This window comes from Fervidicoccus sp. (assembly GCF_049967375.1).
Taxonomy (GTDB): domain Archaea; phylum Thermoproteota; class Thermoprotei_A; order Sulfolobales; family Fervidicoccaceae; genus Fervidicoccus; species Fervidicoccus fontis.
On sequence record NZ_JBMFSV010000039.1, the window covers coordinates 286 to 719 of the forward strand.

Here is a 434-nt window from a genome sequence, read left to right on the forward strand (position 1 = left end):
AAGCTGTGGCAAATGAGTCAAATGCATCATTTTTCTTAATAAACGGCCCGGAGATCATGAGCAAGTACTATGGGCAAAGTGAAGAAACTCTGAGAAATATATTTAATGATGCGCAGAAAAACGCACCTTCAATTATATTCATAGATGAAATAGATTCAATAGCGCCAAAGCGTGCAGAAGTTCAGGGAGAGGTAGAAAGGAGAGTTGTAGCTCAGCTTTTGACGCTTATGGATGGATTAAAAGAGAGAGAGCATGTAATTGTTATTGGCGCCACAAATCTGGTTGATAACGTTGACCCAGCATTAAGGAGACCTGGCAGGTTTGATAGAGAGATAGAAATTGGGATACCAACGAAAGAAGGGAGAAAGGAGATTTTGCAGATTCATACCAGGCTTATGCCTTTAAATTTAAAAGATGAAGCTGAAAAGGATAAG

General features: G+C 39.4%; 1 protein-coding gene. It reads left to right on the forward strand.

The genetic code is table 11. The annotated features are described in order from the left end of the window. On the forward strand, positions 1 to 434 hold a 434-nt coding region (locus ACP5SL_RS05870; RefSeq protein ID WP_428228338.1), incomplete at both ends, for an AAA family ATPase.